Consider the following 23,855-nt stretch of genomic DNA (forward strand, 5'->3'; position numbering starts at 1 on the left):
GATCGTGAAGGTACTTCAACCGCCCTGCGCGCGGGGCGGGTTGCGGATCACAGGTTGCCGCGCTTCTCCTGCTCCCGCTCGATCGCCTCGAACAGCGCCTTGAAGTTGCCCTTGCCGAATCCCATGGAACCGTGCCGCTCGATCATTTCGAAGAAGACCGTCGGCCGGTCCTGCACCGGCTTGGTGAAGATCTGGAGGAGGTAGCCGTCCTCGTCCCGGTCCACCAGGATCTTCAGCTCGCGCAGGGTCTCCACGGGCACCCGGGTCTCGCCCGCCCACTCGCCCAGCGTGTCGTAGTACGAGTCCGGCGTGTCCAGGAACGCCACGCCCGCCGCGCGCATCGCCCGCACCGTCGCGACGATGTCGTTCGTGGCCAGCGCGATGTGCTGGACGCCCGCGCCGCCGTAGAACTCCAGGTACTCGTCGATCTGCGACTTCTTCTTCGCGATCGCGGGCTCGTTGATCGGGAACTTGACCTTCAGCGTCCCGTCCGCGACCACCTTCGACATCAGCGCGCTGTACTCGGTCGCGATGTCGTCGCCCACGAACTCCTTCATGTTCGTGAAGCCCATGACCTTGTTGTAGAACGCCACCCACTCGTTCATCCTGCCGAGCTCGACGTTGCCCACGCAGTGGTCGATCGCCTGGAAGGTCCGCTTGGCGGGCGGCTCGACGATCGGGTCGGCCGCGACGAACCCGGGCAGGTACGGGCCGCTGTAGCCGGACCGGTCGACCAGGGTGTGGCGGGTCTTGCCGTACGTGGCGATCGCGGCCAGCACGACCGTGCCGTGCTCGTCCTTCACCTCGTACGGCTCGGCCAGGCCCGTCGCACCGTGCGCCGTGGCGTACTCGTAGGCCGCGCGCGCGTCCGGCACCTCGATCGCGAGGTCGACGACGCCGTCGCCGTGCTCGGCCACGTGGTCGGCCAGGAATCGGCCGTGGTCGGTGGACGCCTTGATGACGGAGGTGAGCACGAACCGGGCGGAGCCGTTGGTCAGGACGTAGGAGGCGGTCTCGCGGCTGCCGTTCTCCGGTCCGGAGTAAGCGACGAGCTTCATGCCGAAGGCGGTCGAGTAGTAGTGCGCGGCCTGCTTGGCGTTGCCCACGGCGAAGACGACCGCGTCCATTCCCTTCACCGGGAAGGGGTCGGCCTGCCGGGCGGTGTCGGGCGTGTGATCGATGGTCTCAGTCATAGCGGCAGGCTCCCCCCGTCCTGCAAGGTGCGCAATAGTTTGCGTCAGCGGTGAACAATCTGCCCAGTCGGACCCCGACCGCGCCCTGCTTTCTGTACATCGTGACCATCCGGAGAGGCTCATGGCGATCGATCATCTGGACGGGCGGCTCATCGTGCTGCTGGCACGGGAGCCCCGTATCGGGGTTCTCGAGGCGTCCCGCAGGCTGGGCGTGGCGCGCGGCACGGTCCAGGCCCGGCTCGACCGGCTCCAGTCGAACGGGGTCATCCGGGGGTTCGGCCCGGACGTGGATCCCGCGGCCCTCGGATACCCGGTGACCGCCTTCGCGACCCTGGAGATCAAACAGGGCCAGGGCGCCGACGTACGGGCGCACCTGACCACCGTGCCCGAGGTCCTGGAGCTGCACACCACGACCGGCCACGGGGACATGCTCTGCCGACTGGTGGCCCGCTCCAACGCCGACCTCCAGCGGGTGATCGACCGGGTCGTCGGCTTCGAGGGGATCGTCCGGGCCTCCACGGCGATCGTCATGGAGAACCCGGTCCCGCTGCGGATCATCCCGCTGGTGGAGCAGGCGGCGGAGGACTCGGCCGGGGGGTGAGGCCCGGGGGGTGAGGCCCGGGGGCGCCGCCGCAATCCGCTCAGCGGAGAACTCCACGTACAAAGACCTCGATGCAAAGACCGTGATGCAAAGAAAGGGTTGCAACAACTCCTTTGCGGTTCTACGGTTGTCCCATGACCGAGAACGACGCCCCCGCCCCGGAGACTCCGAAGCCTGAGACCGCGAAGCCGGAGGCACCGGCATCGCAGGCCCCCGGGCGCGAGCCGCGTGAACGCGCGCTCGACGCGCGCTCCCTGCGGGGCCTGGCCCACCCCCTGCGGATCCGGCTGCTGGGCGCGCTGCGGCACGACGGCCCGGCCACCGCCTCCCAACTGGGCGAGCGGCTGGGCGAGTCCAGCGGCGCGACCAGTTACCACCTGCGTCAGCTCGCCGCGCACGGCTTCGTCGAGGACGCGCCCGGGCACGGCAAGGGCCGCGAGCGCTGGTGGCGGGCGACCCACGAGGGCACGAGCTTCACCGAGGAGCTGCACCACGACAAGGACCCCGAGGTGCGCGGCGCCGTCGACCTCTTCAAGCACGAGGTCGCCACCATCCACACCCAGGAGCTCTCGACCTGGCTGGGGACCATGAACGAATGGCCCGACGAGTGGTTGGCCAACGCGGACATGAGCGACTTCACCCTGCGTTTGACGGCCGCCCAGTTGCGCGAGCTGAACGAGAAGACCCACGCGCTCATCGACAGCTACCGCGACCTGGCCCACGCGGACACCGAGGACACCTCCCAGGTCCGCGTCCATCTGCACGCATTCCCGCGCAAGAGCTACTGAGAGCGAACCCCCGCACCCCGGACCGGCGAAGGGATCACGCACCATGCTGCCCGAGACGTACCTCACCCTGCACGAGTACCGCGCCACCGAGCTCCGCGAGGAAGCCGCCGACCGCGCGCTCGCCGCGCGCCCCGCACCTCATCGCCTACGCACCCAAGTGGGCCTGAAGCTGATCGCGTTGGGCACACGCCTCGCCCAGCCCGCCCCGCCGCGCCACCGCACGCGTATCGCATGAGCGGCAACGGGGGGAACGGGGGCGGGAAGCGCGCCGGGGGAGGTGGGGGCGGGGCCGGGGCCGTCAGGACGCGCACTCCCCTGGCGGCCGTCCTGACGGCCAACACCATCTCCACGGCCGGGAGTTCGCTGACCCTGATCGGCGTACCGTGGTTCGTCCTGGAGACGACCGGCAGCGCCGGACGGGCCGGGGTGGTGGCCTTCTGCGCCACCCTGCCGATCGTGGTGGCCGCGCTGGTCGGGGGGCCGGTGATCGACCGGCTGGGGCGGCGGCGGGTGAGTGTCTGCTCCGACCTCGTCTGCGCGTTCGCCGTGGGTGCCGTCCCGCTGCTGCACCTCGCGGGCGCGCTCCCGTTCTGGCTGCTGTGCGCGCTGATGGCGGTGGAGGGGCTGGCCGCCACGCCCGGCCGGACCGCCCGGTACGTCCTGGTGCCCGATCTCGCCGAACGGGCCGGCACGACCCTGACCCGCGCGGCCAGCCTCTTCGACGCCGTGCAGCGCGGCGCGAGGATGGCGGGCGCGGCCCTGGCCGGGCTGCTGATCGCGCTGGTCGGCGCCGAGTCCGTACTGCTCCTGGACGCGGCGACGTTCGCCACGTCGGCGCTGCTGGTCGCCCTCGGCGTACGCGGCATCCGCGCGGCCGAGCCGGTACGGAACGCGGCGCCGGTCTCCCTCACCACCTACCGGACCGAACTGCGCGAGACGTACGCCTACTTGCTGCGCGCCCGGCTGCTGCTCGCGGTCACCGTGATGGTCATGGTCACCAACGGCCTCGATCAGGGCTGGAACGCGGTCCTGCTGCCCGTGCACGCCGAACGCGAACTGGGCGGCTCCACCCAACTCGGCCTGATCACCGCCACGTTCGGGGCGGGCGGGCTGCTGGGCGCGCTGCTGTACGGCGCGGTGGGCCACCGCTTCCCCAGGCGCGCGGTGTTCACCATCGCGTTCGTCCTGGCGGGCGCGCCCCGCTTCGTGGTGGCGGCGCTGACCGGCTCGACGCTGCCCCTGGCGGTCACGATGGGGCTCGGCGGCCTCGCGGGCGGCATGCTCAACCCGATCCTGACGACGGTGACGTACGAACGCGTCCCCCAGGAGCTGCGCAGCCGCGTCTCCGGCGCCCTGACGGCCGGCTGCGAACTGGCGATGCCCCTGGGCGGCCTGGGAGCGGGCCTGCTGGTGGACGGCGCGGGGGCGCGGGGGGCGCTGCTGGTGGTGGGCGCGGTCTATCTGGCGACGACCCTGAGCCCGCTGGTGTTCCCGGCATGGCGGGGGATGGACGACCAACTCCCGCCGCGGGAGGCAGAGCGGAAGCGGGAACCGGCGGGGGTGGGGGGCTGAGAATTCCGGGGGGCTTCAGGGCGCGGGGGACCCCGGGGGGCCTTCAGGGGCGCGGGGAACCCGGGGACCTCCAGGGGCGCGGGGAACTGCGCGAGCAACCCATCACCGGCCCGCGGGCAACAGGCGGCGTCGGCCCGGCGGAGCCGCCTAGCAGCTGGGAACGTCCCCACCCTTGCCCAGCGCCTTCAGCGCCGAAACCGCCCCCGACAGCGTCGTGACCGGGATCAGCCGCAGACCGCTGGGCAGTTCGGCGCGCGCGTCCGCGCACTCGTCCTTCGGTACGAGGAACACGCTCGCCCCGTCCCGCCGCGCGGCCCGCGTCTTGAGCGAGACACCCCCGACCGCGCCGACACTGCCGTCCGCCTCGATCGTGCCCGTACCGGCGATCGTCCGGCCACCGGTGAGGTCACCGCCGGAGCCGTCGCCGCGGAGCTTGTCGACGATGCCGAGGGAGAAGAGCAGCCCGGCGCTGGGGCCGCCGACATCGGCGAGGTTGAGGGTGACCTTGACCTGCTTCGGGCCGAGGTGGAGGTAGTTCAGGGCGGCCGCGGTGGCGCTGTCCTGCGACTCCTTCATCTCGGCCTGGTTGTGCTCGCTGATCTCCTCGTCGCTGCCACCGCTCGGGTAGACCGAGTCACGGGGCATGACGGCCTGGTCGGTGCGGAACCAGGCCCGTACGACGTCGGAGATCCCCACGCTGGTGGAGGGGCCGCTCGCCACGATGGTCACCATCCGCAGCTGCCCGGTGGTGGGCCGGGCGGCCCTGCCCTCGATGGTGATCACGGGCTTGCCCTTGTCGTCCCCGAGCACGTTCGCGGTCGGCCCCGGCTCGGCCACGGAGAACGGCAGCGGCGCGAAGCCGACGACGGCGAGCAGCGCGACGACGGGGGCGGAGCCGATGGCGAGGTTACGGAGGCGTGAGTGACGGGGGTGCACGGACCCAATGTATCGGGGCGCGCCGAACGTCTGGCGGGGGCTCGGTCCGGACACACGTGGGGCCCGGGCGAGACGCCCTGCGGGGGCCTGGGCGAGACGCCCTGCCGGGGGGGCTGAGCGGGACGCCCTGCGGGGGCCTGGGCGAGACGCCCTGCCGGGGGGGGGCCTGGGCGAGACGCCCTGCCGGGGGGGCTGAGCGGGACGCCCTGCGCGGGGCTCGGCCACCTCCACCCCCCCCGGCCTCCGCCCCCGCGATCACCGCAGCGCGTCCGCGACCTCCCTGGCGGCGTCCACCACCCTCGGCCCGACCCGCTCGGGCACCGCGTCCGCGAGCATCACCACGCCCACGCTCCCCTCTATCCCCGTGATCCCCACCAGCGGCGCGGCGGCGCCGCTCGCCCCGGCCTCCAGCTCGCCGTGGGTGAGGGTGAAACCGGGGTCGACGAGGCCGCCGGCCTGGCGGGCGGAGAGGATGGCGCGGCCCGCCGCGCCCCGGTCCAGGGGGTGGCGGAACCCCGCCCGGTAGGCCACGTGGTAATCGGTCCAGGTCGGCTCGACGACCGCGACGGCGAGCGCGTCCGCCCCGTCGACCAGGGTGAGGTGCGCGGTCGCCCCGATGTCCTCGGCGAGCGAGCGCAGCGCGGGCAGCGCCGCCTCCCGTACAAGCGGATGGACCTGTCGGCCCAGACGGAGCACGCCGAGGCCGACCCGGGCGCGGCCACCCAGATCACGTCGTACGAGAGCGTGCTGTTCCAGGGTGGCGAGCAGACGGTAGACCACCGTCCGGTTGACGCCGAGTTTGTTGGACAACTCGGTGACGGTCAGGCCGTGATCGGTGTCGGCGAGCAGCTTGAGGACACGCAGTCCCCGGTCGAGCGTCTGGGAGGTCTCCGCGGTCACGACGCCCACTCCTTATGGTGAGTCGCGGCGGCTCCCCACGGGATCGCGACACCGGTCCCATCGGCGACGCGCACAGAGGCCGCCGGCAGGCCATGGCACCGGCTGCGCTCCGCGGCGGCGCTGCCACGGGGCGTTTTGCATGGCCGGGACAGTAGCGATCGGTCCCGCTCAGCGGAAGCCCTCGTCCAGAATCCGGGCGCGCACGGTACCGACCCGGGGTTTTCCTCCTGTTTCGGGACCGGGTCGAGGGGTGCCGGGCCACGGTCCCGGCAGCCGACTTCCCGGTGACATCCCCCGGCGGGGACGTACGGGACGCCTACGCGGGCGCCCCACACAACAGAAAGTGGGGCCAAGGACGGACGCACGCCCCGGACCCCACCAACCGAACGGACCCCTGCACGGGAGGTGAGCCGTTCAGCCACTCGGCCCCACTCCACGCAGGTCACTCCACGCAGGTCACTTCACACAGCTCACTTCATCCGCGTGGCCCACTCCTGCACCTTCTTGATCCGCTCACGGATCTGCCCGGCCGTGGCCTCGGCGCTCGGCGGGCCGCCGCACACCCGCCGCAGCTCGGTGTGGATGACGCCGTGCGGCTTGCCGCTCTGGTGGACGTACGCGCCCACCATCGTGTTCAGCTGCTTGCGCAGCTCCAGCAGTTCCTTGTGGGAGACGACGGGCCGCCGCTCGGCGGGCATCTCCAGGAGATCGGCCTGCTCGGCGGGCTTCTGCCGGCTGTGCGCGATCTGCCGGGCCTGCCGCTTCTGGAGCAGCAGCTGCACCTGGTCGGGCTCGAGGAGGCCGGGGATCCCGAGGTAGTCCTGCTCCTCCTCGCTGCCCGGGTGGGCCTGCATACCGAACTCGGCCCCGTCGTAGAGCACCCGGTCGAAGACGGCGTCCGACTCCAGGGCCTCGAAGGGGAGCATGTCCTGGTCGCCGGTGTCCTCGTCCTGCTGCTTCTCGGCCTCGGCGAGGAGCTTGTCCTCCTCGGCGTACGGGTCCTCCTCCCCCTCCTTCTTGGGCTTGTCGAGCACATGGTCACGCTCGACCTCCATCTCGGAGGCGAAGCCCAGCAGGGTGGGGATGGTCGGCACGAAGACGGAGGCGGTCTCGCCGCGCCGCCGCGACCGTACGAAACGGCCGACGGCCTGGGCGAAGAAGAGGGGCGTGGAGATGGTGGTGGCGTAGACGCCGACGGCGAGCCGGGGCACGTCGACGCCCTCCGACACCATCCGGACGGCGACCATCCACCGGTCGTCGCTGTGGCTGAACTCGTCGATCTTCTTCGAGGCCCCGTTGTCGTCGGAGAGGACGACGGTGGCCTTGTGGCCGGTGATGTCCCGGATGAGCTTGGCGTAGGCGCGGGCGGAGTCCTGGTCCGAGGCGATGACGAGTGCGCCGGCGTCCGGGATGCCCTTGCGGACCTCGGTGAGCCGCTGGTCGGCGGCGCGCAGCACGTTCGGCATCCAGTCGCCGCGCGGGTCCAGTGCGGTGCGCCAGGCCTGCGAGACGGCGTCCTTGGTGAGCGGCTCGCCGAGCCGCGCCTCGATCTCGTCACCGGCCTTGGTGCGCCAGCGCATGTTGCCGCTGTACGAGAGGAAGATGACCGGCCGCACGACGCCGTCGCCGAGGGCGTTGCCGTACCCGTAGGTGTAGTCGGCGGAGGACCGCCGGATGCCGTCGTTCCCCTCCTCGTACGTGACGAAGGGGATGGGGTTGGTGTCGGACCGGAAGGGGGTGCCGGTCAGGGCGAGGCGCCGGGTGGCGGGGTCGAACGCTTCGAGGCAGGCCTCGCCCCAGGACTTCGAGTCACCGGCGTGGTGGATCTCGTCCAGGATGACCAGGGTCTTGCGCTGCTCGCAGCGGTTGCGGTGGAGCATGGGGCGCACGCCCACACCGGCGTACGTGACGGCGACCCCGTGGTACTCCTTGCTCAGCGGCCCCGCGCTGTAGTCGGGGTCCAGCCGGATGCCTATCCGCGCGGCTGCCTCCGCCCACTGCTTCTTCAGGTGCTCGGTCGGCGCGACGACGGTGATCTGCTGCACGACATGGTGGTGCAGCAGCCACGACGCGAGCGTCAGCGCGAACGTCGTCTTGCCGGCGCCGGGCGTGGCGACGGCGAGGAAGTCACGCGGCTGCTCCTGGACGTACTTCTCCAGCGCCCCCTGCTGCCAGGCACGCAGCTTGTTGGCCGTACCCCAGGGGGCACGCCCGGGAAAGGCGGGCGAGAGGTGGTGGGAGGCGGTAGTAGTCACGGTCTCCGGTTCGTGCGATCGGGTGCGGCGGGCGACGCGACGGGGACGACGACCCCGACCGCGTACGTACGACAACCGGGCCACCTTACCGGTGGGGCGGGGGCGGGGGCGGGGCGACGAGCGGGTGGGGGGTGGGGTGAGAGCGGGTTCACAGGAGGTGGGGGTGAAGGCGGGCTCACCAGAGATAGGGGTGGAGGCGGGTGCACCAGAGGCGGGGTGAGAGCGGGTTCGCAAGGGGCGGGCAGGCGGACCCTCACCGTTCCCGCAGCCGCGCCCCCACCCACGCCCCCACCGCCGCCACCGCGGCCATCGGCAGGAACACCGCCACGAACGCCCCGGCATGCCCCGGCGCCCCGCCCGCACCCACGCCCGCCACCGCGTCGTGCGCGGCCCCCACCGACCCCCCGCCCAGTGCCGCGAACGCCGCCCCGCCCCCCGCGAGCAGCAGCACGTTCGACAGGCCGTCCGAGATCTGGAGGGCGGCGGAGTTCGTCCCCGCCTCCCCCGGCGCCGAGAGCTTCAGCAGCAGCACGCTCGTCGCGGCGATGACCAGGCCCATCCCGAAGCACCCCACGCCCCAGGCGACCGCCACCACCCACACCGGCACCCACGTCACCAGCACGCTCGGCGCCGCCGCGATGGCGGAGGCGACCATCAGCATCCCCACCACCATCAGCCGCTCCCGGTACGGCTCGGCCCACGGCCGCGCCTGCACGTACGATCCGAGCGCCCACGTCCCCCCGCCCGCCGCCAGCGACAGCCCGGCCATCGTCGGCGACACCCCCCGCTGTGTCACGAGCATCAGCGGTACGAACGACTCCGCCGCGATGAACGACCCCGCCGCGATCCCGCGCAGCAGCACCACGGACGGCAGGCCGCGCACCGCCCGGTACGTACCGCGCGGCAGCAGCGCGCGCCGCCCGGCGACGGCGGGCACCAGCAGCGCGGCTCCCGCGACCGCCGGCAGGAGGGAGAGCGGGCGCAGGTCCTGCCCGGCGTACTGGAGCAGCCCCGCGCCCAGCGAGATCATCAGCGCGAGCCGGATGCGGCGGCGGTCGAAGGGCTCGACGGGCGCGCCCGGATCGGCGGGCCCGGACGCCATCCGCCGGATCGCGGGCAGCGCGAGCGCCAGCGGGAAGACGACGAGTACGGGAATGCCCACGAACACCCACCGCCACCCCAGGTGCTCGGTGACGCTGCCGGCCGCCAGCGGCCCGACCACCGACGGCACCACCCAGCTCGCCGCGAACGCCGCCATGATCGCGGGCCGCATGTGCTCGGGGTAGGCGCGCCCGACCACGACGTACAACGCCACGATGACCAGCCCGCCGCCGAGCCCCTGCACGGCCCGCCCGCCGATGAAGGTCCACATGTTCACGGCGGTCCCGGACAGCAGCAGCCCCGCCCCGAACGCCGCGATCCCCACCGCCAGCGCCCCGAGCGGCCCGCGCCGGTCGGCCCACTGCCCGGCGACGACCATGCCGAAGAGGCTGGTCGTGAAGTACGCGGAGAAGGCGAACGCGTACAGCGGCACCCCGTCCAGCTCCCGCGCGGCGACGGGCATGGCGGTTCCCACGGCGGTCGCCTCGAAGGCGATGAGGACGACGACGGCGATGGTGCCGATGCTGAGCGCGCGGTGGGTCCGGCCGAGGATGCCGGCGGGGGTGGGGGCGGGGTGATCTTCGGGGTCGGGTGGGACGCGGTCGACGTCGGCTGATTCCAGGGCGCTCATGGGCCCACAGTAAGGTCCGAGACGCCCTTTGACCCCTGTCCAAAGAAGGTCCCCCGGATCAGCATTTGGTCGTACGCCCCCCCCCAGCCGGCCTGCCGCAATGCCCCCAGATGAACGCGACATGGCAGTCACGTTGCAGCCCCCGGCCTCCCCTTCCCCGCCCGTCCCCGGCCCCCTACGGTCAGAGAAGTCAACGCATGGCCGTGTGCCCGAGTGGCTGAGGGGCTCGCCTGCAAAGCGAGTAACGCCGGTTCGATTCCGGTCACGGCCTCAAGAGACGTCGAAAGCGGGTGTCCCTCGATGTGAGGGGACGCCCGCATTCGCTGTCACGACCGCAAGCGGCCGGTTCGGGAACCAGTGGGTCGGGAAGGCCGCCGGGGCTTCGCCCCGCATCTGCTGGCCGGCCCGAACGACGCCGCGTACAGCACGCTCACAGTTGTGTCCTGGAACTCCTAAGGGCTGTCCCGCTATCCCGGCCCGGCGATGGCGGGGGCGTGGGGGCTGGCATGATGACCTCCATGACTGCACAACGAAAGGCCGATGCCCCGTAGTACGGCTCCACCCACGGACAGCCCGCCCGTCAGCCGAATTCGCACGCCCGAGCAGCCGCTGAGTACGAGCAGGCCTGCCATCAACACGGCCGACGCCCCGCTTGCCCTTCTGATCACTTCACTCCGCCCTTAGCGGTGATCGTCGCATGATCGCGACCCTCGGCAAAAGCGTCACCGCTTTGGCTGGAGGCCAACCCTTGGTACTCGCGGAGGGCACGGAACGCAGAGTCCGCTCACCGCAGTGGACGTCCCGCGCCGATCATCGTCCTCCAAACGAGCCGCTGCCTTGACCACGCCCTTGTCCGGACTGCGATGGAAGAGCCTCGCCCGGCCACGGTCTCCAGCGCAGCTCCCCGACCCGAGAAGGCGCCGCGCTTCTCCCCGTTCTCGGGGTGGTGTTCAGGGGTCGTACGCACAAGGCCAGTTACGTCGGCTCGTCTCCGGTCACGGCCTCCCGCAAGACAGAAGCCCGCGGGCCCCGTTGCTGCGGCGGGGCGCTCACTCTTGCCGTTCACGGCCTCACTCCACCGGGGTCACGACCAGCCGATCCGGCAACCCACCGTTGTTCTCGCAATCCATCTCTTTCGACACCTTGAGCGACGCGGCATGCAACACCCGCAGGGACGCCTCTCGGAGCTCCCGTGTGTTCGGCATCTTCCGAACGCCCTCGGTTCCCACCCCTCCATGGATCCGAACAGGTCGAGCCCGAGTCCCACCCGACTTTGGGCCCACACACTCGAAGTACAAGTCCGCATTTCCGGCGTCTGCGGAGGCCTTCTTCCCCAGCCGAAACAACTGGGTGTCCGCCGAGTGCCGAGTGTCCGCCGCATCCCCAGGGGCGTAAATGTCGTACCGGATACGGAATCTCCCCCGTGTTTCTTCTCCTGCGAGCACGCAGAGGGTGGAACTGGAACGCGACCAGTTCACTCCTTTCCGATGCTCGGACTTGAGGAACTTCGCCGTCGCTGGGAGCCCGTCCGCAGACGTATCAACGAAGAGACTCGCCCCGACCAGCTTCTGCAGGGCGCCCCCCGCCGTAGGCTCCAAGAACAGGCCGTCACAGACACGCGAAGCGGTGACGGGCATGTCTTCATCGCCGCCACAAGCCGAGAGGACGACCGCCAGAACCAACGGCGCCCCCGCCATCCAGACGCCCTTCCGCCCGCGCACAATCCGCCCCTTCCCCTGTGATCAACCAGTCTCGGGATCATTACCCTGCTGGTTCTCTCTGTCGTTCCCTACCCCGTAACCGATATTGAAGGCTTCCTTCAAGTCTCTTGAGAAGTCGCTGTTGAAGTCGATTCCGTGCTGCTGCCGGAAGTGGATGAGTGGGGCCTCCGCGCTACTTTCACCCCCTCGGTAAATCAGGGTCTTACTGTCTCTGACCTCACCTTCGATCTGCTCCTTCCGGCTCTCGGCCGACTTGTCCGACCAGTCACCGACCACCTGACCAGCGAGTTGCTCTATCGCACCGTGGCCGGTCTCGACTGCGAGTGGAACGACGATCGCGGCCGCTCCCGCCGCCGCAGCAGACGCCGGCAGGAAAGCGACGCCTGCGGCGATCGCCGATGTCGTACCGAATTCGACCCAAGCCGAGCGCTTCTCGTGCGCCTTCTCGTACTCCTCGTACTTCTTGTTCCCTTCCGCTTCTACCTGGTCGGCACGCGATTGGTCGAGCATGCCCTGCACCTCGGCCCCCATGCCGACCGCAGCGCGGGCCCCGCCGTGCGCGATCCTGCCATCTGCCCCAACCTGAGCCTCCAGCACGCTGGTGGTGTACAGCCGCTCGGCCGTGGAGACGGTGGCATACGCATCCGGGTGCTGCCCGAGTGCGCTCAGGAACTGCCGGGCCGACAATTGAGTGAATTGAGCGTGGGAGTCGGGTGACTTGTGGGGCGCGAAGACGCTTTGACTTTCTCTGTTCTCAAGAGCCCAATTGATGTCGTCGACGTACCCTGCGGCCATGTTGCCCAAACTGTCGGCCAACGCCTCCTGGTGCTTGAGCAACTTCGCGTCTCCCCCGTATTTCGAGACGATGTCAACCATAATCCCGGCCGAAGTCTCGTCTCGGCGCAACTCCGGCCGGGGGTCGTCCCAGGCGTGCCCGAGGGTGGCCGACTCCAATGCGTGACCGAAAGCGTCTGTCGTATAGGCGGCAGATGTCTTGCCATCGCTTGGATTATGACTATCAGTATCAGGGAATGACTTATAGCCCTCGTCACCGAAGTAGTCGAGATAATTTTCGACCGGCTGTCCAGACTTGTCCTTCCCTAGATCCGCCGCCCCGCCCCTGGCAGTCCCGTCCTCGTTGTAAGCGGTCGGATCCGCCGAGAAGAACTGCTTTGATGCTTCGGGACTGTGGCCGAGCGCCTCCAGCATGGACGTCACCGGGTCGTAGCCGGAGCCGTTAACCCCGGACGGGTTGAACGGATTCTTCTGCCAGCCTCCGACCGGCTTCGTGTCAGCGAACAGGTACGGGTTCTTCTGGTGCAGTTGGACCACGTGCTCAGCGATCGGATTGAGGAACTTGGGATCGTAACTCCCGTACCTCATGATGCCACCGAGCAGCTGATAGCCGTATGCGGGATTCATGTCGTACTTGGCAAGTGGAATCCGCTGCGTGCCGAGCTTGCGCAGCTCGAGGCCCCAGCTGTCCGGCAGATGCCACTTGTTTTCGGGATCGGTCGCCGTGGCCAGATTGAGCCCGAGGTTCTTCTGCAGCTCCTGGACGTCCTTGAGCCGCTCTTTGTCCACCTTGCCGTAGTCGTACGTGTCGGTCGACAGCTGCCCGAAGAATTCCAGCGAGCCCTTCGGTCCCAGCTTCGAATAGAAGGTCGTTGCGAACTCCGCCGATCCGTGGTTGTCCCGCAACAGCTCGTTGAGCTGATTGAGTTCGGTGTGCGTGAGGGCCCGGCCCTTGGAGGCCAGGTCAAGCGCACGCTGCGCCTCCTCCGCGTCCAGACTGGAGAACCGTGGCGTGGTGAAGTTGTTGGCGTCGGTGACGTTCGCCGCCAGCGCCCGCCGCAGCGCCTCGTCCGCGTCGTCACACTCCTCGACCAGAGCCTTGATGCGCTGCTGCCACAGCGCCAGATTGTCTTTCTGCTTCTGGAGTTCGAGGGAGATCTTCGGATCGTGGCGCGCGGTGTAGTCGCCGGAGAGTGAGTAGCGGGCGGTCACCCGGCCCTGGGAGTCCACCACGATGCCCGACTTCTCCGAGCCGTCGACGATTTTCCGTAACTCGTCCTTGGCCCGCTGGAACGCCGCGTACCCGTCCGCCAGGACCGCGTGGATCCCCTTCGCCTCCGCCGCCGCGTCCTCGAACTCCTTCGCCGTCTTGTCGATGAACCTCTTGGTGACCCCCGCGTTCACCCCGGCCCAGTCCGCCTTGTCGGCGTGCGCCTTCATGCCCTTGCGGGCTTCTTCGGCGAGGGTCTTGAGACGGGTGACCATGTCCGACCAGTCGTCGACCGCGGTCTTCAGCTTGTCCAGCGGTGCGTTCACCACGTCGTCGTAAGTGAGCATGTATGTCCTGATACCGACCTTGGTGGCTTGAAGTCCTTGGTGGCTCGAAGTCCGTTGGCCCGTGTCCGGGGCCTACTTCAGGTATTCGTCGATCCGCGACACCGCGAGGAGCTCGCCCCCGACGCGCTCGTCATCCTTGGCGTGGGCGGCCATCGAGTAGTCGAGGTGGTTGGAGATCTGCGCGCACGCGTCGCTGAGGGTACGCAGCTGGGTGTCCCACTTGGCGCGGACCTTCGTGAGTTCGGCGCCGCAGGTGAAGTTGCGGGCGGTGAGCGCGGTCGCCGCGGCGCCGGTGGATTCGCGGGCGTGATTGCCGTCGCGCCTGAGCCCGTCGTAGAGCTTGTAGGCGTCCCCGCCGACCACGCCGAGGTCGTCGCGCCGCACGCTGAGGTCGGCACCGGCCGGGACGCCCGGCCCGTTGTCGGCGCGGTTCAGCCGCATGGCCCCCTTCGCGGCCGCACTCGCCTGCGCCTGGCGCCACTCTTCCTCGAACGACATGCGGCTCCCGCCCCCGGACGACTCGGATACCGATCCCAAACCGTACGGACGGCCCGCTCTTCGCGCCAGCACATGCTCCGGCTATGGGAGGACCTGGCCGTTTCATCCCCCCTGAATGGCTGGGATGGGGTGGGTGGGGTGTTGACGCCCTTGCCCGTGTTGCCCGTGGTGCCCGTGGTGTTGTCGGGTGCGGTTGTCGGTGGTGCCTTACGCGGTGCGGCGGCGCGAACGTACGAGCAGGGCGGCGACGGCCAGCGCCACCACGGCCGCCGCGCCCAGTCCGACCCACAGGCCCGTGTCGCCGCCGCTGTCCGACTTTGCCGCGGCGGTGTCAGCGGGTGCGGGCTGGTGCGAGGCCGTGGGCGGCGGGGTCGGGGCGGCGGATCCCTGCGGGGCCCCCGCCGCCGGGGCCAGGTCCGGCAGCGGCCACTCGTTCGCCGGGCCCGGGTCGCCCGGGGTCTTCAGGGCGATGCGGGGGCGGACGACGCCGTATCCGATGTAGTCGCTCCGCTTCTCCCCGTTCTTGGGGCCGCCGGCGGTGTTGAGCAGGACGCGGAGGACCTGGTTGTTGGTCCACTGGGGGTACTTGGACCAGATGAGGGCGGCGGAGGCGGAGGCCAGGGCGGTGGCGTCGCTGGTGCCGTGGCTGGTGCAGATCTGCGTACCGCCGGAGCAAGCCGCCACCATCTCGTCGCCGGGGGCCGCAATGTCAACCTGCGGCCCGTGCTCGGACTCCTTGGTCGCCTCGATCTTCCTATCCACCGCTGCCACGCCTACGACACCCGGAGTTGCGGCGGGGTACTCCACGGCGTTCCCCTTGTCACCGCTGTTGCCCGCAGAGGCAAAGATCAGAGATCCCTTGCCCAGCGCGTACCTCACGGCGGCGGTCAGCTCGTCAGATCCCTCCGCTACACCCTGAGAGATGTTGATGACCTTGGCCCCGTGATCAGCGGCGTACCGGATAGCTTCGCTCATCGTCTTGTTGGACAGCGGAATGTTCTGGCCGAGACTGGTTCCCTCATTGATTTTCGGAAGCCGGATCGGAAGGATTTTGGCGCCGGGAGCGAGCCCGAACGATCCATTCCCGCCCGGCCTCTCCCCTGTGCCTGCGATCAACGCGGCCATGGCTGTGCCGTGGTGGTCGTAGTCGGTGTTCTCATCCCCCGACGACGTGGAAAGGTCGAGTCCCGGTAGAACCTGCCCTTTCAGGTCGTCGATGCTGTCGTCCACCCCACTGTCGACGACAGCCACCGTCACGCCACGCCCAGTACTGATCTTCCACATCGCCTCCGCCTGCATGGCGTCGAGATGCCACTGGCGCTCGCGGACCGTGTCCGCATGCGCGGGCGTGGCGGCGACGCCCACCAGCAGTGCCCCCATGAGGAGGGACACGGCACGGCCGTGCCTCAGTACCCGATGGCTGCTGGTAGGCATGCGCTTCCTTCGTAGAGGCTCAGTCGATTACAGGCGGCACGATACGACGGTCGCTCTGCTGCCAGGTCTCCTCGTCCTCGGTGAGGTAGTCCGGACGCTCGCCTTCGCGCTCGTCGCGGCGCCCCGCCGGGCCGTGTGTACCGGGCGGCATCATGCCTCGGCCACCGGAACGACCGGCGCTGGCGTTGCCTTCGGCAGTGCCGTTGCGTACGAGACCCGAGCCACCCTCCGTGAACGGGCGGCCGGTCCGGGTTCCGGGCTCGGTCGGACGACCGCCGACGATGCCGCCTGGCTCGCCCGCCAGTCGGCGTCCGCCGGAGACGCCACCCCGGCCTCCCACACCGCCCACATGGCCGCCACCCGGCACGTGGCCCATCGGCGGACGGCCCTGCATGCCCTGAGTGCCCCTGAGGCCCTGTCGGCCCTCGTCTCCCACGACGGTGCCCCGGGGGATGCCGCTCGTGGATCGCCCCTCGCCGGGCTGCACGGGACGGCCGCCGACGATGCCGGGCTCTCGCGGGAGCTTGCTCGTGGGCAGCCCACCGGCGGTGCTCTGGCTCGGCAACCCGGGTCCACGCAGACCGCCCGGCATCTGCCGTCCGCCCACTATGCCGGGTCCCGGAAGGTTCTTGCCCGCTCCGCCGAACGGAGGCGGCGTGATCCCCACAGCTGGCGGGAATCCCACGTCAGGCCTGCCGACCGGCGTCTGGGGCAGTGGTGCATCCGGCCTCGTGGGGATGGTCGGATTAGTAGACGGGAGGGTCTTGCCCAGGCCGTCGATCTCCGTGCTCACAGGTCTGTCCGGCAGCGCCACGGGCGGTGACACGGTTCGGTCCGTCACCACTGGCGTGTGCGTCGTCGCCGAAGGGCGGTCCGAAACGGTCTGGTGGGCGGTGGACGTCAAGGACGTCCTGGAGGACGTCGAGCCGGCCGTCTGGCCGCTATTGCCGCCAACGTACTGCGTCTCGGTCTTGGAACGGCCGGCAGGGACGAACTGGGCCGGCGGCGGCGGAAAAACCGGCGGCCGCAACCCCGCCACCTGCTCCCCCGACTGCACATACACATCCGCCAGCCGCTTCAGCTCCCGCACCGCCTCCTGCCGCTGCCCCTCCATCCTCTCGTTGAGGCCCGTCAGCTTGGCCGACGCGTCGCGGGCGTCCTTCTGGCCGTCGGGGTCGTGGTGGGCCGCGATGTACAGCTTCTGGGCGTCCGTCGCCTGCTGCTTGAGGGCGGGGTCGTACTCCGGGACCGCCGACTTCGCCTGGGCGATCGCGTGGGAGACCGAGGCCAGCCAACCCGACGCGTCCTGGCTGTACTTGCCCAGCGCCAGCGTGGCCATCGCCGCGTCGTGGCCCCAGTCCGTGAACGCCTTCGCGCCCTCGCCCTGCCACACCACCCGGCTCATGTGCAGCTTGAGGTCCTCGCCGATCTTCGTGATCGTCGTGGCCGCCTTCGTCAGCTTCCCGGCCAGGCTGTGGGCGGAGTCGCCCTTCATGCCCTGGACCATGGCCCACAGTTCCTGGTGGGACTTGGACTCCAAGTCCGTACGCTCCAGGGGCGGAGTCTTCGGCGCCCCGTGGCCGCCCTCGCCGCTGGGGACCTTGTTCTCAGCCATCCCGTCGCACCGCCATTCCCCGACTCCCGTCGTCCCCCGTCAGAAACGCCATGACCACCACCGCCGCCGCTGCCGCTGCCACCGCCGCGTCCATCAGATTCCGCCGACCGTCGCGCCCCTGTCCGGCGCGGGCGGGGTGCTCTGCGGCGACTCGCCGGGGGCCGCCCCCGGCCCGTACCGCTCGTACTGCCTGTGCAGCTCGTCGCTGATCGCGCGCATCCGGTCGCGCACGTCCGCGTCCACTCCGTCGTACCCGTTCTCCGCCGCCAGTACGGCGATGCACAGGCCCTCGATCTGCATGCCGAGCGCCTTGGAGAGGTGGACGATCTGCTCGTGGACGCCCTCGTACACCCCGTAGAGGAACGCGCTCTCCTTGAAGGTGTCGGGGCCCAGCTCCGACTTGGCCAGCCGGTCGGCGCCGATCTTGACCGGTGATGCCTCGGACTCGTTGAGCTCGGTGAGCAGCGCGTCGACCCGCTTCTTGAAGGTCAGCATCGACTCGGCCTCGCGGGCCATGTCCGCCGCCATCACGGCCGCGCCGGCCGCCGCGCCCATCCCGGGCATCATCCCGAGCACCGGCGCCAGCGCGCTCATTCCGGGCGCCACGCCCCCGTTGCCGTCCTGCGCCACAGTCGCCTCCCCGTTCGCCGTTCCCCGTACAGCTCCGTAAGCAACTCTAGTCAGCACCACTGACAGACTGAACTCCTCCCTCTGCTTTCGGCCTTGACCGGTCGCTACCGGTCGCTTCCTGAACGAGGACACGTACGGGACCGGATGAGTTCCCACGGGAGCGTGCCGGGGACGCCGAAAGCCCGAAAAACAGCGGAACGCCGAAAGCGGCGGAACGCCGGGAACGCCGGACCGGGCTGGACTCGTGCGTCCAGCCCGGTCCGGCGTTCCCGGCGTTCCGAGCGTTCCCCGCGTTCCCGGTCTGCCCGACCTGCCCTACGCGTTGATCACCGCCGCCTGCGGCCGGATCGGCAGCCGGTTCACGGGGCGGCCCGTCGCCGCGCGGACCGCCGAGGCGATCGCCGCCGGGCTCGTCACCACCGGGACCGCGCTCGCCGCCTTCGCGCCGAAGGGGGCGACCACGTCGCGCTCCTCCACCAGCTTCACGATGCGGATGTCGGGGGCGTCCAGGGCCGTGGGCAGGGCGTAGCCCGTCAGGTCGGGGTGGCGGACCAGGCCGCGGGCCGTGCGGAGGTTCTCCGTGAGCGCCGCGCCCACGCCCTGCGTCACGCCCGCCTCGATACGGGCCGCCAGCTGCGCGGGGTTGAGGACGCGGCCCACGTCCTGGGCCACCGCCAGCTCCACCACGCGGACCGAGCCGATCTCGATGTCCACGTCCACCACCGCGCGGATCGCGCAGAACGCCAGGCCCACGAAGGCGTCGCCCTGGCCCGTCTCGTCCAGGGGCTCGGTGGGGTGCGGGCGGCACTGGGCGGTGGCCCAGAGCTCCTTGCCGTCCATCGCCTCGGTGACCGTCGTGGACAGCACGCCGTCGTATGACGTGATCTTGCCGTCGGCGATCTGGAGGAGCTCCGTCGACATCCCGAACTTGTGCGCCAGCGGCTGGAGGAGCTGGGTGCGGACCATCTTCGCCGCGCGTTCCACCGCTCCGCCCGACACCCAGGTGTGGCGGCCGTGCGACGCGGGGCCCGCGGGGGGCTGGTCGGTGTCGACGGGGGCCACGTGGACCTCCTCGATGCCGAGCGTCTCCTGGACGATCTGGCGGGCCAGCGTCGTGAAGCCCTGGCCCGTGTCGACCGCCGCGCAGATCACCGTGGCCACGCCGTCGTGCACCTTGACCGTGGCCGTGGAGACCTCGTCGGTGCCCTCGGCGCCCAGCATGTGCACCATGCCCAGGGCGTAGCCGACGCCCCGGCGCACCGCGCCCGGCTCGCCCGCGCCCTCGGGGCCGCCCGGCAGCAGCCAGTCGTCCTCGGGGTCGTCCTTGGGGAGGGTGGGCAGGGGGAAGTCCCGTACGGCGGTGAGCAGTTCGGCCACCGGCGCCGGGCACGTCACGGTCTGGCCGGTGGGCAGCAGGTCGCCCGTCGCCAGGACGTTGCGCAGCCGCAGCTCCGCCGGGTCCAGGCCCAGCTTGGCCGCCAGCTTGTCCATCTGGCCCTCGTAGGCCGCGCACACCTGCATCGCGCCCTCGCCCCGGACGTGGCCGGAGGGCGGGTTGTTCGTCCGGACCGCCCAGCCCTCGACGAAGGCGTGGGGCACCACGTACGGGCCGCAGGCGAACGCCACCGCGGCCGCCAGCGACTCCGACGACGCCTCCGCGTACGCGCCCGCGTCCAGCAGGATCTGCGCCTCCACCTTGACCAGGCGGCCCTCCGCGTCCGCGTGGTGGCGGTAGCGCAGCAGCGTGGGGTGGCGGTGGGCGTGGCCCAGGAAGGACTCCTCGCGGGTCGCCGTGAGCTTCACCGGGCAGCCGGTGCGCAGCGCGAGCAGGCCGAGCGGGAGCTGGAAGCCCAGGTCCTCGCGGTCGCCGGTGGCGCCGGGCACGCCCGTGACGACCACCTTCACCCGCTCCGGGTCCAGGCCGAAGCAGGCGGCCGCGAGGTCCCGGTCGGCGTGCGGGTCGGTGGAGGCGGTGTAGATCTCCACGCCGCCGTCGGGGCGCGGCACCGCGAGCCCCGCCTCGGCGCCGATCGGGGCCGGGTCCTGGCGGCCGATCCGGTACAGGCCCTCCACCACGACCTCGCCGGTGACGTCCGGGTCGCCGTACTGGAGCGGGATGTGGCGGATCAGGTTGCCGTCGGGGTGCAGCGGTTCGGCGCCGAACGCCTTCTCCGGGTCGGTGACCGGTTCGAGCAGTTCGTACTCGACGGCGATCGCCGCGGCCGCCAGCCGGGCCGTGTCGGGGTGGTCGGCGGCCACCGCGGCGATCGGCTCGCCGTGGTGGCGTACGACGTCGGAGGCGAAGACCGGGCGGTCCGCGATCCCCCGGCCGTGCGAGGCGTCGCCGGGCACGTCGGCGTGGGTCACCACGGCCCGTACGCCCGGCATCCCGGCCGCGGCCGAGGTGTCGATGGAGACGATCCGGGCCGAGGCGTGCGGCGAGCGCAGCACGGCCGCCCACAGCAGGCCCTCGGCCCACAGGTCACAGGCGTACGGGAAGGTGCCCTCGGCCTTGGCGCGCGCGTCGGCGGGGCGCAGCGCGGCGCCGATGCCGCGGGTGGGCGTGGCCGGCTGCTCCGGTCCGGTGCCCGTCCCGTCGGCCGCCGCGGTCGTCGCGGTGGCTGCGTCGTTGCTCACGCCATGCCTCCGTCGTGCGTGTGCGGGGGCTGGACGCCGCCCGCGCCGGGCCCCGCCTGGTGCGGAATGCGGGCTTCTTCGCTGGTCGCGCCGGGGTGCCCCGGTGCACGGTCGGACGGCTGACCCGCCGCTTCGCCCGCGGCGGCCGTCTGCGCCTCGCGCCCGGCCACCACCTCGCGTACGGCGTCGAGCACGCCCCGGTAGCCGGAGCAGCGGCAGAGGTTGCCGCAGAGCGCCTGCCGGGTCTCCAGCTCGGTCGGCGCGTGGTTGCCCTCCAGCAGGTCGTGGAGGGTCATGGCCATGCCGGGGATGCAGAAGCCGCACTGCACGGCCCCGCACGCGGCCAGCGCGCGCTGGACGTCGGAGGGTTCGCCGTCGGTGGCGAGGCCCTCGACCGTCCGTACCTCGGAGCCCGCGGTGGTGGCGGCCGGCACCAGGCAGGAGGCGACCAGCCGGCCGTCGACCTGCACGTTGCAAGCGCCGCACTCGCCCTGCGAGCAGCCGTCCTTGGCCCCGGCGAGCCCCAGGCGCTCGCGCAGCACGTAGAGCAGCGATTCGCCGACCCACGCCTCGGTGACGGGCCGGTCGGTGCCGTTGACCCGCAGGACGTAGGAGGCACGGGGGTGCTCCAGGTCGGCGGCGGGCGGCAGCTGCGGCTCGGGCTCCGGGTGAACGGCGGTCACGGGTACGGGCCCGGCGTCCGGTGCCGCGTCCTGGACGGGCGCCGGTTCCGGGGCGGGCTCGGGCTCGGGGAGCGGCCGGGCCCGCTCGGGGTGGGCGGGCTGCTCGTCGGCGGGGAAGGGCTGGTCGTCGGCGGGCAGCGGCTGGTCGTGGCCGTGGGCGGCCTCGGGCAGTGGCTCCGCGGCGGGCAGCGGGTGGGCGACCGGCTCCACGCCGACCGTTCCCAAGCCGACCCGCTCCGTCCCGGCCTGCTCCGCCCCGGCCGGCTCCCCGCCGGCCCGGTCCTCCCCGGCCGCCTCCTCGCCGGACTCGTCCGGCGCGTCCGTCCGCGCCCGCGCGTCCTCGTGCTCGCGGACGTCCTCGTACTCGTCGTACTCGTCCTCGTGCTCGCGGACGGCCCGCTCCTCGGGGAGCTCCTGCCGTACCTCCGTCGCCAGCGCGGCCGCCCAGGGCGCGGGCGCGCCGCCGGGCAGGGTCGCGCCGGGGCCGGGCGCGTTCCAGGACAGGACCGGGTCCTCGCGTACGGGTGCGGGGGCCGCCGGGGCGTCCAGGGGCGCCGAGATGTCCAGGGAGGCCTGGTGGTGGGCGTCCAGGGTCGCCTGGTGGTGCGCCTGCGCGAAGTCCTCCACGCGCGCGTCGGCGGCCTCGGGGCCCGCCTCCGCGACGGGGCCGGGCTCCGGCGACGGCTCGGGGTGCGGCTGCGGCTGCTCGGTGGCCCAGGGCGCGGGCGCGCCGCCGGGCAGGGTCGCCGGGGGCGTCGTACCCCACTGCTCGATCAGGGAGGACGTACTGAATTCGCCCGATTCGTCCGGGAGTTCACCGCCCGCGACCGGGATCGTCCACTGGCCCGACATCTGTCCGTTCAGCGACGGGTCGTCCGGATACGCCCACTGGCCGGTGGCGTGGCGGTCGTGGGGCGCGTCGTCGAGCGGATCGTTCAGCGGGTCCGGCTCGGGCCGCGGGTGCGCGGAGGCGTCGGGCCACTGCACCGAGCGCACCTGGCTCTCGCCCCGGTCCGGCTCGGACGGCTGCGCCGGGAACGTCCAGGTGCCGGTGGAGGCCGGGTCGGTCGCGGCGGCGGGCGTCAACGGCACGATCATCGGCGGCACATAGCCGTGCCCGGGCGCGGCCAGCGGGTCGCCGCCGAGCAGCGCGTCCAGGTCCGCGGGCAGCTGGACGAACGCGGTCGCGCCGTCGTCGTACTCGCCACCCTGCGGGACCGGCTGCCAGCCGCCCGTCCCCCGCGCTCCTTCGTCGGCGTGGTCGCCGCGGTTGCCGTGGTTGTCGCTCACGACAGCGCCCTCCCCAGTGCTCGTCGGGCCAGTGCGGCGACCGTGCGCCGCAGGTGCAGGACGGCGGGCGACAGCGCGGGGGGCTCCGTGCCGTCGGCCGCCGGTGCCGGGTCCGGGATGCAGGCGGCGGCCACGTACTCGCCGAAGGCGCTCAGCGCCTCCGGGGCCAGCGCCGCCCGCTCGCCGTCCCAGTCGATCAGGGAGGCGATCCAGCGCTCGGCCTCCAGGGGCCGCAGCGGCATCGGCGCGATCGCGCCCACCGCGCAGCGCACCCCGCGCCGGGCCGGGTCGAGGACGACCGCGACCGAGGCGGTGGCGCGGCCGGGGCCGGTGCGGCCGGTCGCCTTGAGGAACACCTGGGGGGCGTGCAGCAGCGGCACCCGGACGTGGCCGATGAGCTCGGCGGGGGCCAGCAGCTCGCGTCCGGCCAGCAGGTGCGAGACCGGGATCTCCCGGCGTGCGCCCCCGGGGCCCGCGATGACCAGCGTGGCCTCCAGGGCGGCGAGCACGGGCAGCGCATCGCCGGTGGGCGCGCCGGAGGCGATGTTGCCGCCCAGGGTGCCCGCGTTGCGGATCTGCGGGGGCCCGGCGGCGCGCGCGGCGGCGGCGAGCGCCGGGATGAGCGCCGCGAAGTCCGGGCGCCCCATCCGCGCGTGCGTGAGCCCCGCGCCGAGCAGCGCGTGGCCGTCCTGGTACTGCCAGCCGCGGATCTCGTTGATCCGGCCGAGGCCGACGAGGCCCGCGGGGCGCAGCAGGCCCCGGTTCACCGCCGCCATCAGATCGGTGCCGCCCGCGACGGGCACGGCGGCGGGCATGGCGGCGAGCGCCGCCACGGCCTCGTCGAGCGAGACCGGCAGTGTCACCGACTGCGCCGCCTGCGGTGCGTGCGTGGTCAACCCAGCTGCCCCTTCCCGGTGTCCCGGCCGTCCCGGCTGTCCCGCCGGTGTGTGGCTGTGTTGCTGCGCGTTGGCCGTACGGTACGTGCTCACAGCCCGGACGTGGCAACTCTGGCACATCT

The 23,855-nt window shown here is 71.7% G+C and carries 17 protein-coding genes and 1 tRNA gene; 5 read left to right on the plus strand and 13 right to left on the minus strand.

Going from position 1 to position 23,855, the window contains the following annotated elements:
• Nucleotides 1-47 precede the first annotated feature (47 nt).
• Nucleotides 48-1,193: a 4-hydroxyphenylpyruvate dioxygenase gene (hppD, locus tag ACZ4MU_RS14180; protein WP_467875338.1), complete on the minus strand. Its 1,146-nt coding sequence runs from the start codon at nt 1,191-1,193 to the stop codon at nt 48-50.
• 121 nt (nt 1,194-1,314) lie between these two features.
• Here hppD and ACZ4MU_RS14185 point away from each other — a divergent pair, with 121 nt between their 5' ends.
• The 4 genes from ACZ4MU_RS14185 (at nt 1,315) to ACZ4MU_RS14200 (ending at nt 4,154) form a co-directional block, all read left to right on the plus strand.
• Nucleotides 1,315-1,794, plus strand: coding sequence for an Lrp/AsnC family transcriptional regulator (locus ACZ4MU_RS14185; RefSeq protein ID WP_467875340.1), 480 nt, complete (start codon nt 1,315-1,317; stop codon nt 1,792-1,794).
• A gap of 134 nt (nt 1,795-1,928) precedes the next feature.
• Nucleotides 1,929-2,582 (plus strand): ArsR/SmtB family transcription factor, encoded by a 654-nt coding sequence (locus ACZ4MU_RS14190; RefSeq protein ID WP_467875343.1) that lies wholly within the window; start codon nt 1,929-1,931, stop codon nt 2,580-2,582.
• Nucleotides 2,583-2,625: 43 nt separating this feature from the next.
• Entirely contained in the window at nt 2,626-2,817 is a 192-nt protein-coding gene (locus ACZ4MU_RS14195) for a hypothetical protein (protein ID WP_467875346.1), read from the plus strand.
• Entirely contained in the window at nt 2,814-4,154 is a 1,341-nt protein-coding gene (locus tag ACZ4MU_RS14200) for an MFS transporter (protein WP_467875349.1), read from the plus strand. The genes ACZ4MU_RS14195 and ACZ4MU_RS14200 overlap by 4 nt, the downstream gene beginning before the upstream one ends.
• Before the next feature lie 147 nt (nt 4,155-4,301).
• Here ACZ4MU_RS14200 and ACZ4MU_RS14205 read toward each other — a convergent pair whose 3' ends face one another.
• From ACZ4MU_RS14205 to ACZ4MU_RS14220, 4 genes are all read right to left on the minus strand, one after another.
• Complete coding sequence (locus tag ACZ4MU_RS14205) at nt 4,302-5,090, minus strand: YlbL family protein (protein WP_467875351.1); 789 nt, start codon at nt 5,088-5,090, stop codon at nt 4,302-4,304.
• A 255-nt stretch (nt 5,091-5,345) separates the two neighbouring features.
• On the minus strand, nt 5,346-5,990 hold the full coding sequence (locus tag ACZ4MU_RS14210; RefSeq protein WP_283143297.1) for an IclR family transcriptional regulator: 645 nt from the start codon (nt 5,988-5,990) through the stop codon (nt 5,346-5,348).
• Nucleotides 5,991-6,460: 470 nt separating this feature from the next.
• Nucleotides 6,461-8,245 (minus strand): DEAD/DEAH box helicase, encoded by a 1,785-nt coding sequence (locus ACZ4MU_RS14215; RefSeq protein WP_467875354.1) that lies wholly within the window; start codon nt 8,243-8,245, stop codon nt 6,461-6,463.
• Between the two features lie 253 nt (nt 8,246-8,498).
• Complete coding sequence (locus ACZ4MU_RS14220) at nt 8,499-9,977, minus strand: MFS transporter (RefSeq protein WP_467875356.1); 1,479 nt, start codon at nt 9,975-9,977, stop codon at nt 8,499-8,501.
• Nucleotides 9,978-10,176: 199 nt separating this feature from the next.
• Here ACZ4MU_RS14220 and ACZ4MU_RS14225 point away from each other — a divergent pair.
• Nucleotides 10,177-10,248: transfer RNA gene (locus ACZ4MU_RS14225), tRNA-Cys, on the plus strand.
• A gap of 1,471 nt (nt 10,249-11,719) precedes the next feature.
• On the opposite strand, the gene ACZ4MU_RS14230 is transcribed toward ACZ4MU_RS14225, so the two are convergent.
• The 8 genes from ACZ4MU_RS14230 to ACZ4MU_RS14265 form a co-directional block, all read right to left on the minus strand.
• Nucleotides 11,720-14,050 carry a hypothetical protein gene (locus ACZ4MU_RS14230; RefSeq protein ID WP_467875358.1) on the minus strand — a complete coding sequence of 777 codons (2,331 nt, stop codon included), beginning with the start codon at nt 14,048-14,050 and terminating at the stop codon, nt 11,720-11,722.
• Between the two features lie 72 nt (nt 14,051-14,122).
• Nucleotides 14,123-14,548 (minus strand): hypothetical protein, encoded by a 426-nt coding sequence (locus ACZ4MU_RS14235; RefSeq protein ID WP_467875360.1) that lies wholly within the window; start codon nt 14,546-14,548, stop codon nt 14,123-14,125.
• 207 nt (nt 14,549-14,755) lie between these two features.
• Entirely contained in the window at nt 14,756-15,982 is a 1,227-nt protein-coding gene (gene mycP, locus ACZ4MU_RS14240) for a type VII secretion-associated serine protease mycosin (protein WP_467875361.1), read from the minus strand.
• Nucleotides 15,983-16,001: 19 nt separating this feature from the next.
• Entirely contained in the window at nt 16,002-17,597 is a 1,596-nt protein-coding gene (locus ACZ4MU_RS14245; protein WP_467875364.1) for a WXG100 family type VII secretion target, read from the minus strand.
• A gap of 93 nt (nt 17,598-17,690) precedes the next feature.
• On the minus strand, nt 17,691-18,227 hold the full coding sequence (locus ACZ4MU_RS14250) for a hypothetical protein (protein WP_467875367.1): 537 nt from the start codon (nt 18,225-18,227) through the stop codon (nt 17,691-17,693).
• Between the two features lie 315 nt (nt 18,228-18,542).
• Nucleotides 18,543-20,864, minus strand: a complete 2,322-nt coding sequence (locus ACZ4MU_RS14255) for a xanthine dehydrogenase family protein molybdopterin-binding subunit (protein WP_467875370.1) — start codon at nt 20,862-20,864, stop codon at nt 18,543-18,545.
• Complete coding sequence (locus tag ACZ4MU_RS14260) at nt 20,861-22,837, minus strand: 2Fe-2S iron-sulfur cluster-binding protein (RefSeq protein WP_467875372.1); 1,977 nt, start codon at nt 22,835-22,837, stop codon at nt 20,861-20,863. The genes ACZ4MU_RS14255 and ACZ4MU_RS14260 overlap by 4 nt, the downstream gene beginning before the upstream one ends.
• Complete coding sequence (locus ACZ4MU_RS14265; RefSeq protein ID WP_467875374.1) at nt 22,834-23,733, minus strand: FAD binding domain-containing protein; 900 nt, start codon at nt 23,731-23,733, stop codon at nt 22,834-22,836. Before ACZ4MU_RS14265 ends, ACZ4MU_RS14260 begins: the two co-directional genes overlap by 4 nt.
• Between the last annotated feature and the right edge of the window lie 122 nt (nt 23,734-23,855).

The sequence above is a fragment of the Streptomyces sp. NPDC026377 genome, from assembly GCF_055567715.1.

Excerpts from the sequence above, each read along its gene's own strand:
- hppD (WP_467875338.1), bottom strand. The coding sequence starts at position 1,193 with ATGACTGAGACCATCGATCACACGCCCGACACCGCCCGGCAGGCCGAC.
- ACZ4MU_RS14185 (WP_467875340.1), top strand. The coding sequence starts at position 1,315 with ATGGCGATCGATCATCTGGACGGGCGGCTCATCGTGCTGCTGGCACGG.
- ACZ4MU_RS14190 (WP_467875343.1), top strand. The coding sequence starts at position 1,929 with ATGACCGAGAACGACGCCCCCGCCCCGGAGACTCCGAAGCCTGAGACC.
- ACZ4MU_RS14195 (WP_467875346.1), top strand. The coding sequence starts at position 2,626 with ATGCTGCCCGAGACGTACCTCACCCTGCACGAGTACCGCGCCACCGAG.
- ACZ4MU_RS14200 (WP_467875349.1), top strand. The coding sequence starts at position 2,814 with ATGAGCGGCAACGGGGGGAACGGGGGCGGGAAGCGCGCCGGGGGAGGT.
- ACZ4MU_RS14220 (WP_467875356.1), bottom strand. The coding sequence starts at position 9,977 with ATGAGCGCCCTGGAATCAGCCGACGTCGACCGCGTCCCACCCGACCCC.
- ACZ4MU_RS14230 (WP_467875358.1), bottom strand. The coding sequence starts at position 14,050 with ATGCTCACTTACGACGACGTGGTGAACGCACCGCTGGACAAGCTGAAG.
- ACZ4MU_RS14235 (WP_467875360.1), bottom strand. The coding sequence starts at position 14,548 with ATGTCGTTCGAGGAAGAGTGGCGCCAGGCGCAGGCGAGTGCGGCCGCG.
- mycP (WP_467875361.1), bottom strand. The coding sequence starts at position 15,982 with ATGCCTACCAGCAGCCATCGGGTACTGAGGCACGGCCGTGCCGTGTCC.
- ACZ4MU_RS14245 (WP_467875364.1), bottom strand. The coding sequence starts at position 17,597 with ATGGCTGAGAACAAGGTCCCCAGCGGCGAGGGCGGCCACGGGGCGCCG.